This window comes from Mucilaginibacter phenanthrenivorans (assembly GCF_024721155.1).
GTDB lineage: Bacteria > Bacteroidota > Bacteroidia > Sphingobacteriales > Sphingobacteriaceae > Mucilaginibacter > Mucilaginibacter phenanthrenivorans.
This window is the reverse complement of the sequence record NZ_JAHVAP010000013.1, coordinates 50176-61097: the sequence shown is the minus strand read 5'-3', so window position 1 is coordinate 61097 and position 10922 is coordinate 50176. Positions and strand designations below refer to the sequence as shown.

At 41.7% G+C, this 10922-nt stretch carries 11 protein-coding genes; 8 read left to right on the top strand and 3 right to left on the bottom strand.

The features are described 5' to 3' along the window. The first annotated feature begins 68 nt into the window (after window positions 1-68). Window positions 69-374: a hypothetical protein gene (locus tag KXD93_RS25600; RefSeq protein WP_258140376.1), complete on the top strand. Its 306-nt coding sequence runs from the start codon at window positions 69-71 to the stop codon at window positions 372-374. A 75-nt stretch (window positions 375-449) separates the two neighbouring features. Here KXD93_RS25600 and KXD93_RS25595 read toward each other — a convergent pair whose 3' ends face one another. Beyond that, the gene (locus tag KXD93_RS25595) at window positions 450-1184 is read right to left on the bottom strand and encodes a C1 family peptidase (RefSeq protein WP_258140375.1); all 735 of its coding nucleotides are present in this window, start codon (window positions 1182-1184) and stop codon (window positions 450-452) included. 948 nt (window positions 1185-2132) lie between these two features. Here KXD93_RS25595 and KXD93_RS25590 point away from each other — a divergent pair. The 7 genes from KXD93_RS25590 (at window position 2133) to KXD93_RS25560 (ending at window position 7799) form a co-directional block, all read left to right on the top strand. Continuing rightward, window positions 2133-3068, top strand: coding sequence for a DUF8464 domain-containing protein (locus tag KXD93_RS25590; protein WP_258140374.1), 936 nt, complete (start codon window positions 2133-2135; stop codon window positions 3066-3068). Next, window positions 3055-3525, top strand: coding sequence for a JAB domain-containing protein (locus KXD93_RS25585; RefSeq protein WP_258140373.1), 471 nt, complete (start codon window positions 3055-3057; stop codon window positions 3523-3525). The genes KXD93_RS25590 and KXD93_RS25585 overlap by 14 nt, the downstream gene beginning before the upstream one ends. Window positions 3526-3582: 57 nt before the next feature. After that, window positions 3583-4416 (top strand): DNA adenine methylase, encoded by an 834-nt coding sequence (locus tag KXD93_RS25580; RefSeq protein ID WP_258140372.1) that lies wholly within the window; start codon window positions 3583-3585, stop codon window positions 4414-4416. Window positions 4417-4431: 15 nt separating this feature from the next. After that, window positions 4432-4623, top strand: a complete 192-nt coding sequence (locus KXD93_RS25575; protein WP_258140371.1) for a hypothetical protein — start codon at window positions 4432-4434, stop codon at window positions 4621-4623. After that, window positions 4620-4997 (top strand): DUF2958 domain-containing protein, encoded by a 378-nt coding sequence (locus KXD93_RS25570; protein ID WP_258140370.1) that lies wholly within the window; start codon window positions 4620-4622, stop codon window positions 4995-4997. Before KXD93_RS25575 ends, KXD93_RS25570 begins: the two co-directional genes overlap by 4 nt. 61 nt (window positions 4998-5058) lie before the next feature. Further along, window positions 5059-5973 (top strand): ArdC family protein, encoded by a 915-nt coding sequence (locus tag KXD93_RS25565; RefSeq protein ID WP_258140369.1) that lies wholly within the window; start codon window positions 5059-5061, stop codon window positions 5971-5973. A gap of 137 nt (window positions 5974-6110) precedes the next feature. Further along, window positions 6111-7799: a hypothetical protein gene (locus KXD93_RS25560; RefSeq protein WP_258140368.1), complete on the top strand. Its 1689-nt coding sequence runs from the start codon at window positions 6111-6113 to the stop codon at window positions 7797-7799. A 14-nt stretch (window positions 7800-7813) separates the two neighbouring features. On the opposite strand, the gene KXD93_RS25555 is transcribed toward KXD93_RS25560, so the two are convergent. Both KXD93_RS25555 and mobF read right to left on the bottom strand, forming a co-directional pair. Next, the gene (locus KXD93_RS25555; protein ID WP_258140367.1) at window positions 7814-8200 is read right to left on the bottom strand and encodes a hypothetical protein; all 387 of its coding nucleotides are present in this window, start codon (window positions 8198-8200) and stop codon (window positions 7814-7816) included. Continuing rightward, on the bottom strand, window positions 8184-10922 hold the full coding sequence (gene mobF / locus KXD93_RS25550; RefSeq protein ID WP_258140448.1) for a MobF family relaxase: 2739 nt from the start codon (window positions 10920-10922) through the stop codon (window positions 8184-8186). The genes KXD93_RS25555 and mobF overlap by 17 nt, the downstream gene beginning before the upstream one ends.

The window sequence follows — 10922 nt, the reverse complement described above, 5'->3', positions numbered from 1 at the left end:
GGGACATGTTTATGAAAAATATACAACGAAACTACTCTATACTATTAAACTACATAATCTCAAAATCGTTGGAACAAGGAAAAGCATTTCCCGAGATTCAGAATTATGCCAAAACGTTTGATGAAATGTTTCATAAAGTTCAGGAATTCGATAAAAATAAATTAGATGTAGGTATAGATAAGAAAGTAATCCATCTAAAATTCGGATCCATTGAAAACTTTTATCAAAGTACGGTTTACTCTTGCCTAATGGTTGACACATTCAGTCAATTGTTAGCTAATTGTTCTACACTAAGTGACAAGGAAAAAGAAGTTGAAAATCTTTTAACACTTCAACCGTTTGAGCGCCTATCTTATAGAATTTTCGCTCATTGACATGGAAGACGTCACAGGTTCAATCCCTGTTACGCTCATCAATCTTTCAAAGGCGTAATTTTTGTGAATTTTACGCTACCGTTTTTGCTCTCCTTTGTCGTACACATCGTCAACTTCCCAAAATATAATATATCCATTAACATCGTAAACAGCAAATGCAATATATTGATAACCATGTAAGCCGATGTCTGGCCCCCAAGAGTTTTTGACAAGAAAATACCCTTTTCCATTTTCTACTTTATATCCTGATACACATAGCGCATGTCCTTTTCTAAGATAAAGAGCCGATGTTGCTTCAACTTGCGGATAATATTTAGCTAAATCTTTGGGGGTGTTAAGAGCGACGACGCAAGGATTTCCATTGTCAATTGCATTTAATACCTTGGAATAGTCCCGATCAAGCTTAACGCAGGTTTTAAGTTGAAATCTCCCTTTATTTTCCGTACCAGCTGTAGGGTGATTCTGATGTTCTGGCCAATATCTATTTTCTAAAATAAGATTAGCTTCGGCTGCTCCAATTGCTTTTTCTAAACTGTAGGCTTGATAAAAACTCCACAATGAATTTTCAGAAAGATCGATTGTGCCGCCAAGTTTGTTTTCTAATGCTGCAATAGTGGAATAACCAGTGCAAGTATTTCCTATCTGAGATTTTACACTTGTATCCTTATTTACGATAGAAACAATACGGTCTACCCCCCAATTATATTGATGAGATTTTAAAAAGCTTGTTTCGGATAATTCTTTTAATGTTTTGCGGGTGAACAGTTGGATTAAACTGGTCAAAACTGGTTTTTTTCGTTTTGGGGTCATGTTTGTTGGATAAGGGATGATTAGATGATACTAATATCCATAAAAAAATATTAATAACAAATAATATTTAGAATAATACCCATGCTTAACTATCTATAAATCACAAACCTATAACGCTGCATTAACTGCCAGAACCGTTTTTGCAATACTTCTTGGTCGGCCCAGATTATTATACGTTCATTGTTGCTTTTTATATAACCGAAAGGCTTACACTCTATAAATTCAAGTCCACTATTAAAATAGCCTCTAATTTCTATTTTGTTAAATATAGATTTAGTCAGTTTCTTGTTTTTTGATTAATCGTTTTAATCTCTATGTCTATCGATGATTTAATAATCATGAATAAGCAGTGTAATATGGTCTTGCGGATTGACAATTCGGCTTAACTAAAAATGTAACATAATGGATATACATCTCTCCCGCACTGCCTAAATATACAGCGCATTTTCAGCCAAAGACTGTAAATCAAAAGTCTAAAATTTTTAAATATATGACTACTTTTTAGCTGATGTTCTTAGACAGTCTGCCCTTATTACGCCTGGACCGTGTTTCCAAATATGTATGAAATACATAAACATATATTGGTATTAACAGGCATTAATCATGTCGATTGTATTTGACTTTCGAGTTCCTTTTCAAGTATTCAACCCATCGTTACGAAACAACGAAGTAGAATCAAAACAGAAGGAACATGAATGTCAAACATTACAAATGATGATCCGCTGCTGAACCGACTGGAGGCTGCTGCATATATCGGTTTAAGCAACTCCAATACGCTCGCGGTATGGGACTGCACAAAACGCTACGACTTGCAGCCAATCAAGATCGGTGCAGCAGTCCGGTACAGACAATCCGTTCTCGATGAATTTATAGCAAGCCGAATGCGACGCTAGCCCGCTTTTCTTTCTAAAATAATCCATCTCAATTTTAATTTACCAGGAGCGCTCGATGAACGTCGAACAAGCGAAGACGATACCTATTTCCGAAATTCTAGAAAAAATTGGTTTGCAACCGGTACGCGAAGATAGTTCAAACGCCTACTATCGGTCGCCCTGGCGCGACGAAAGAACCGCAAGCTTTCACCTGAACAAACAAAAAAATCAATGGTACGACCATGGGGAGGGCAGCGGGGGCGACATTATCGATTTTACGCGCCGCTATTTAGGTGGCCAGGGATTTGATAACACTGTTAGCGATTCCTTACGGTATTTAAAAAACGTGACGGGTAGCGGATTTCCGCCAATTCCTGATTTTGGTTTGGCAGATTTTTCAAAAGAAGACAGCAAACTTGTTAAAAAGTCAGTTTCGAAAATCAAAAACATCGGGCTGATCAAATACCTTGAAAGCCGTGGTATCTATCGCGAAATTGCGGAAAAGCATTTAAAAGAAGTTTGGTTTCTTAATAAAAATACCGGCAAAACTTTTTGTGCGCTTGGCTTTAGAAATGAAAAATACGGTTACGAATTACGGAATCCGTTTTTTAAGGGCTGTCTCGGCAAAAAGAGTATTACGTTCATCCGTGGCAAAATCCCGAAGCCCCCAAATATTCACCTGTTTGAAGGTGTGATGGATTATCTGACTTTTTTGCAAACCCCTGCAGGCAAAGAGCACAACGATGATGTCATTGTCTTAAACTCATTATCCTGCTTGCGGGAGGGTATGGCTTACATCAAAGACTACGGCTATCGCGTTGTCCATACCTGGTTTGATAACGACGACGCAGGCGATAAGGCTACCCGGCTTATGGCGGAATTTTGCAAAATGGAGGAAAATCTTCGGCATACCCCTGTAAACAAACTCTATAAAGGCCACAAAGATGTTAATGCGTGGCACATGGATAATTTAGGCTATCCAATTGCAAAGGTTCCACATGCACCAGTTTGATGCCGTTTCCCTATACAAAGTTGCTGAAGTTGAATTAGTCTACCGCAACAGCATACCTCCCGAATCCCGACCATATATCAACAAATCCCAACTCGCCCACAAGGTACTGCGCGCCTCATGGGATGAGAACAGGATTGGATTAGTCGAGCAATTCAAAATTGTGTTGCTCGACATCCGAAATAATTGCCTCGGCATCTGCGATATTTCAAGCGGTGGGTTATCGGCGTGCTTTGCCGACCCCAAACTTGTCTTCATGGCGGCATTAAAAGGCAAAGCCTCAAAAATCATTGCGGCTCACAATCACCCGTCCGGCAATAACAGTCCAAGCGGCGCGGACATTGAATTGACTAACAGGCTGATTGAGGGCGGCAGGATACTCGACATCAAAGTGGTCGAACACATTATTTTGACATCGGATGGCTATTATTCCTTTGCAGATAATGGGCTTATCCCGTAAGCCCCACGACAGCCATTTTCAACACTTCAACCCAACACAGCATGAAAGGAAATCTGCATGCAGCCAACACAACTTAAGCCTTTTTTAAAATGGGCTGGTGGAAAAAGAAAATTGTTACCCGAAATCCTCAAATACATCCCGAAAAACTATTCCTGTTACTACGAACCGTTTTTGGGCGACGGGGAAGTACTACTGGCGCTACAGCCAAATCGGTACGTCGTAAACGATCTTAACCATGAACTTATAAACGCCTATAATGCAGTAAAATACAATGTGTACTCCCTGATTAAATATTTGGAACTCTTCAGGAACACCGAGCATGAATTTTATGCAGTGAGGGCATTAGACTGCCATGCCAACTATTCCGCAGTTGATTCTTTGGCAAGAGCCGCCCGGATTATCTACCTGAATAAAACCTGCTTTAACGGGTTGTACCGGGTTAATCGCGCCGGTAAGTTTAATGTCGGCTACGGCTACCGGAAAAACGTCGACGTCGTTTCCCCCGATAACCTTACGGCAGTTGGCGAATATTTATGCATCGCAGACGGCATCATCACAAGCGTCGATTTCGAAGATGTTTTGAAGACGGTGATAAAAGATAGCTTTGTCTACCTCGACCCTCCCTATGATACCGTCGCTAACAATTCGTTTACCGCTTATACGGATTGTGGTTTCGGCAAGGATGACCAGATTCGGCTAAAGCTGGCATGTGACAGATTGAACCACTCTGGTATCCGATTTTTACTTTCGAACGCAGATACGCCTTTTATCCGCAAGTTGTATCAGGATTACAAAATCGAAATGGTCCAGGGTCGCAGGAATATTGCCGGAAATCCAAATAGCCGACTTATCGTGAATGAGCTACTTATTCGCAATTACGATGTGAATTAGGCTCTTGTTTTTTTCGTGAATTTCCTGTCAGTACGTGCCAACGGTTATTTCAAAAGATTAACCGAAGCCGCTGCCGACGCCAACTATTATTTTCCTCTGCCTTCGGCATTCACCCGCCCATCCAAAATTACAGCCGGTTTCGTCACTATTCTTCCGGTTGGCCATCTTTTGCAACCATCAACACTAACAGAAAAGGCTTCAAAATGAAACTTTTTACCAAATCACAATACGAGAAACTCATCGAAAACGGGAGGGATCAAACTTCTCACAAGGATCATCCGCCCGTTGTAAAACTGTTTATGACCTGCACCGACTGTACATGGTTAATCAGCGAACTTGACCCGGAAGACAGCGACATAGCCTTCGGACTTTGTGACCTTGGAATGGGCTTCCCGGAATTGGGAACGGTTTTCATTAGCGAATTAGAAAACGCCCAGGATATTTTGCGATTCCTTGAACGCGATCTGTCGTTTGAAGGCACACATCAAATGAGCGTTTACGCCAATGCGGCATACGAAGCCGGCGAGATCGTTACTGATGAAACAACCCTAAACAACATTGCGCTGAAGTTGAAACTATAAACATATTCCAAGTCCTGCAATCCCGCAGGGCTTGGAACTTTTAATTGAAAAGGACTAAACGATGGAAACTGTCGCGCAAACAAAAGAATTAACCAAAGACGTAAAAATCAAGGATGCCTATCAACGGGTAACCGATATTATTATCGAACAATTGGAAGCCGGGGTCATACCGTGGGAGAAACCCTGGGCCGGCGCAAGTCATAAGGCGTTAAGCCTGCCATATAATTTTACCACCAAGAATTTTTACCAGGGCATGAATATTATTCTTCTTTGGTGTTCAGCCGTCAAGAATAATTTTCCAACAAACGAATGGGCTGGCTATTACCAGTGGAATCAACGCAATGAATTCATCAAGAAGGACGAGCAGGGAAGCCTTATCATCTATTACGATACGGTTGAGAAAGAAGTCGAAGGCGAAGTAAAAAAACTACCATTCCTCAAAACCTATAAAGTCTTTAACCGATCCCAACTTGCAAGTTATGTTCCCGGTGAGGCCAATCAGGAACCAACAAAATCGCTCATTGAGAAAATTGATGTCATTGATGATTTTTTGGCACATACCCACGCAATTATTGAGCAACACGACGGTGGGCCATGTTATGACCTGGTGTCCGATAAAATTTTGATGCCCTATCCCGAAACGTTCCAGGACACCAAAACCTGTTCCGCAACCGAGGCCTTTTATTCATCAACAATGCATGAACTGGTTCATTGGACAGGCGCCAGGAACCGTTTGAACAGGGAAGGCGGCAAACGGTTCGGCGATCAGCAATATGCACTGGAGGAATTAGTCGCCGAGTTTGGGGCGGCATTCCTCTCCGCAGGCTTTGGGCTTGCAACGGTTGAAAAGGGCGACCATGCTGGGTATATTGACCATTGGCTTAAAGTAATCAAAGAAAACAATCGCTCGATTTTTATTGCTGCCAGTGAAGCGTCGAAAGCCGTTGATTACCTAAACAACATACAACCTAAATGACTTGACTAAAAGATAACAAAGGCTGGGAATCTAATCCCGGCCTTTTGATTTCGATCCCGTTATAGGTGATATTTTTCGGATCTAATTTGTTTTACTTCAATGAAATATTTAAATTTAAATCCATTATTTAAATATGTATGAAAAGTACAAACCTGACTTATCACCTAAAGTTCTCAATTTTACTTATACTGTTTTCAAGCATAGTATCATGCAAAAAGAACAACAAGTTAGATGTTCCGCTAACTACGAAGAATAATCTAACTGAATTTGGGATTTACACAGTTGGATTTCAAGACGCCAGTGGAAATCAAGGTTTGTCTGTTATCGTAGTACTGGAAACACCAAATAGAACATTTTCAATTGAGAACTTCAGTTTTCAATATAATGAGAAAGATGGTGAAAAAATCAGATTGTTAAGTAACGTATTTTTTCAGAACATCGCCAATAAGGATAGTTCATTATCGAAATACAACAAGTTGTCTGATTATATAACCGCATTTTTTAAGAACGCTAATTCATACCAAAAATCCGTGTTTTTATCGAATGAGCAACTGTTAGCATTAATTCAAAATAAACCTTTTTTAATTGCTAAAAACGGTGAAAAAGACAAAAGCATCATGTATAAAATATTAGGTGGCTTGATCCCAAATGCAAATGCGCAAACAACGCCACAAGGAGTTTATAAAAATCTTTACGGTGTTTTAGCTGGGGGTATGCTTATCGCTGTTTCATCTATTTTGGATCTACCGCTCATAGCAATAGTTGGAATCGGCGTTGCAGGAAATTATCTAATCGATCAGGCGACCGGCAATGAATTTAATTCGAGTGCGTTATTAACTGGTGACTTAGGGGATTTTGCTTATTTACTTTTCGGAAGTGGTCAATTAACTAATTTCTTAAATTCACTTCTTGATCCGGCGAAAAAGGTACTTGACCCCACTTACGTGCCGACAAAGTCTCCCGAAACACCGAAAGATATTCTTGATAACATACAAAAATATCTAAACGATTATATTACAAAGCTTAAATCAACTGTTAGAATGTCAGTTATTTCAGAGGACGCGACGTCTATAACGACAACGTCAGCTGTTGTCGCTGGCTCGTTTTCATCAGACAAGCCAGTTGCTGGAATTATTTATAACGGTGTAATTTGGAGTAAAACCTCTGAGCCTATTTATGGAGGCAATTATGCCTCGGCAGGGGCTGGCATAGGTCACTTTTCCACTATAATTTCCGGCTTAACGCGAAACACCACCTATTACTATCGGGCATATGCTTACTACGTATACGGCCCGAAATTGGATAAAAGCTATGTTTGGGGAGCAGTTAAGTCTTTTAAAACGAAAAACGAGTTAAAAATAGGAGATGATTATGCTGGTGGAACAATTTTTTATTTGGACAACTCAAAGATGCACGGACTTGTTGCGTCAGCTTGTGGGTTTGGCGCATGGGACCCAACCTACTATCCACCTAATCAAGGTTACACCCCTTTACCAACCTCAACATCTACATCATTCGGTTCGGGCAAAGCTAATACACTCAATATTGCATCAGTTTTCGGGCCTACTTCTGCCGCTGGTGTATGTCTGGCCTGTGAAGTTGGTGGATATAAAGACTGGTACCTGCCTTCACTAGAGGAATTGACCCTATATTATAAAAACCTTTCTGCGATTAATAAGATTAGTTCAATAGACGTCGAGAACTGGACAAGTAGCGCATTTGATCAATATAACACATACGTTATCGAAACTCCAAGCGGGAAAACCCAATATATTGCTGCATGCTGCGGCGTTATAGCCGTTGATATAGCTATACGAAACTTTTAAAATAAATAATTACATTATCGGGAACTGCAAATATTGATATCATTTATAATACAACTATCGTGTTCATCAGTTAAATTATATCGCGGATCGGCGCATTCAACTTTCATAGGTAAATGACTCAGAAACTTCAGGAAAAGTTCTCTAAGCCCTGAACCAACCATCATTACTGTATCTGTTGTATAAACCATAACTATTGTTCCATCATTGGGGCGATACTCTGCCGAAATCAGGTAAGCATAATTCAAAAACTTCATCCGCCCGTCCGGCCATACAAAGCATAAATTGCGAACGTTGCCGGGATTCGAAAAGCTTTCGTGAATTCCTGATTGCGCGCTTTCCGTTTCGCCTGTGGGTTTGCTCTCACGCATTTCGTCAAATTTCAGCTTAAAGTTCTGGCTCATAATCCTCTTTAGCTAATCGCGTTGTTAAATTGAGAGTTTTTTTGGTAATAGTTTGGGCGTTCTTTGGAATATAGTTTTCACGTTCCGCTTGCTGAACGTAATCCATGTGGCTTTTCCCTGATTTGACCAACTCTAGGGCCGATTGCCTGTCGCCGATTTCAGAGGCATATTCCAGCAGAGCCACGCGATCATCGGTGTATATAGTCGCAGCATCCCGGCCACGCGAAACAGATACATAAAATTGCTTTGCGTCGGTCGCCGTGAACGTCGAAGATGGCTGCGAAATAAATACTTCATCCACAGTTTTACCCTGTGCCGAATGTGAAGTAGTGCAATAAGCGTGGTCAATATGCCCAAAATCCTTATTGAGTAGATAATGTGTTTTACTGGCGGTGTTAAGTAAGACAACCTTACCGGACTTGTTAATTTCTGCCACTTCAAGATGCTGCCCGTTATTAAGGCGTTTATTCTGGTGATCCAGGGCGTTCCGCGTAATTCTAACCTTATCACCGATAGACAACTCGATTTCTGATTGCTTGTACACATCAAATACGGGCTGTGTTTGCGGCAGGGAAAGTGTTTTTCCGGCATCGTTACCTATAAGGACAGCTTTTCCACTGACCTCGCGTACGACCCAAATACTACCACGTTTTATTTGCGCCATATTCTGATTGAACTGAATTATTTCTCCTGGCTTAAAGTTTCGCCAGTCGCTTTTTTGCGCCTCTGTAAGGTTGAGATTCTCCAGTTTATTAGCTTTGATTTCCTTTTTGCCAAGCATTCGTAAAGAACGCAGCTTTTGCCTTATTTCATCCGTTACCGCTTTTCCCTGCTGATGGGTGGGTGAAACAATGAGAGCGCTTTTGCCTTTTTTGATGGCTCCCATATAATTGGCAATCAGCGATTCATTGGGCTTTAAGGGATCAATATTCCTAATCGCACCGATACTGCTAAGCTTGATAAAAGCGGAATTTACATCGCCTTTTGATAAATCTTCAACGGCTGCCCGGTAATGGACGTTTTTCTGTCGGTGTATTTTACTGATTTCAGCGGTTTTAATTCCTGCTACAGTATTTAAAATTCTTAGAGCATCACCGCGAACGACAGCGCTGTGTTGTCTCGTATCCCCACCAAGTATGATACGCGCGTTTTGTATTTTAGCTAAGGAGAGCAGGGCGGTCATATCGGTTGTACCGAGCAGGCCCGCTTCATCAACCCATAGCACCTTATGCTTTAATTGTTCCTGTAATTCCTTGTTTTGAAGGAGGTTTGCAACCGTTGTAGCATTTTCAAATCCTTCTTCGACCAAAACGCCCCGGGAGGCTTGCGCTGTCGGAGCAACGACAAATAATTGCTTGTCCGCCGCTTCTATATGCTTCCTGGCCTCGGTCATCACTGTTGTTTTACCCGTTCCGGCCGCTCCGCGAATAATGGATACCTGATGAGGTGTCGTCAGCACATGGCTGATGGCCAATGTTTGCTGATCGTTAAGTTTGGAACTTAACGCTGGCGGCTGATGATATAAAGGTTGAAATTTGCCTTGACCCTGACGGGCAAGATTCACCATTTGTTGCTCTTCTGCCAAAACAGCTTTGGTAGTGCATAGTATTTTATATTTGTCCTTTACACGGATGATACGGCTATCGCTCTTGAAGCTGTCCGAAATATTTTCAATAGATACCGACCGCTTGCCCAGGCTATGCCGGTAAGCGGTGGCCAGTATCCTGCGGTCTGCCATAACGGAGGTACGCTCAAATGAATGCTTGATAGCATAATCCACGCAGTCCGGTGCCGTTGTTTTATCTGGCTCCCTTTGCGGGGCATGGCGGATTGGTGTATTTTCTTCGCCGGGTTCATAGGTAATATTTTCTGCTATCTGTTTCCGCCATGCCGCCTTAAGTTCGGCCATCCCTAAACCTTTTTGCTTTTTGGAACGGGTTTTAGCGCCGAGTTCACTTAATGTTTTGGCATCGGTAATACCCTTTTCTCGGGCTGCCTGTCCGATTTCGTTTGTACGTTTACTAAACAGGTCGATTACCTTTTGCGGAACTCCTTCAATTTCGAATGACTTGTCTGTTCGCCGGATGCTATAGCCCAAATCGGTAAGTTTATCCGCAAGACGCTTATGAAAACGGGCTTGATAATAAGGCATATCGCGATTTATATCCCGGAATTGCCCGGCTTTAGTACGGTTTTCCTTTTTGTCAAATGTGGCATTGAAGACGAAACAATGGGCATGTAGGTGCGGGTCGGGCAAATATCCGTCCACAGGGCGGGCAGTCTGGTGTATAAATTCCGCCCATAGTAATTCGTCGGTTTCCCTATCTTCATAAGCGTAGCGCTTTCTGACGCGCGTTTTGGCATCCGACTCAATATCAAGCATCGTTTCATAAACGCTTGCCTGAAATGCTTTTAGAATATGTTCATCCGGCGACAGGGAATGGACAATGCTTAAAGATTTCGGGCAATGGAAATTGATATCATAGCCCGTGGTGCGGTTTTCAGCATTACGCGGGGTTAAGTCTTTTCCCGTTACCGGGTTAATGTTTTCACAAAGAGCAAAAAAACTTTCTTTGGTTGCTTCCTGTTGCAACCCGATGCGCCCGGCCAAACTTCCGAAAAATTTTCCGGGGAGTTCCTGGTCTGAGGTATAATAATCTGATTTTTGTAATGCATCCGAAAAGTACGACTTCGCGTGTGCGGCATTGCTACTTTGTATCAT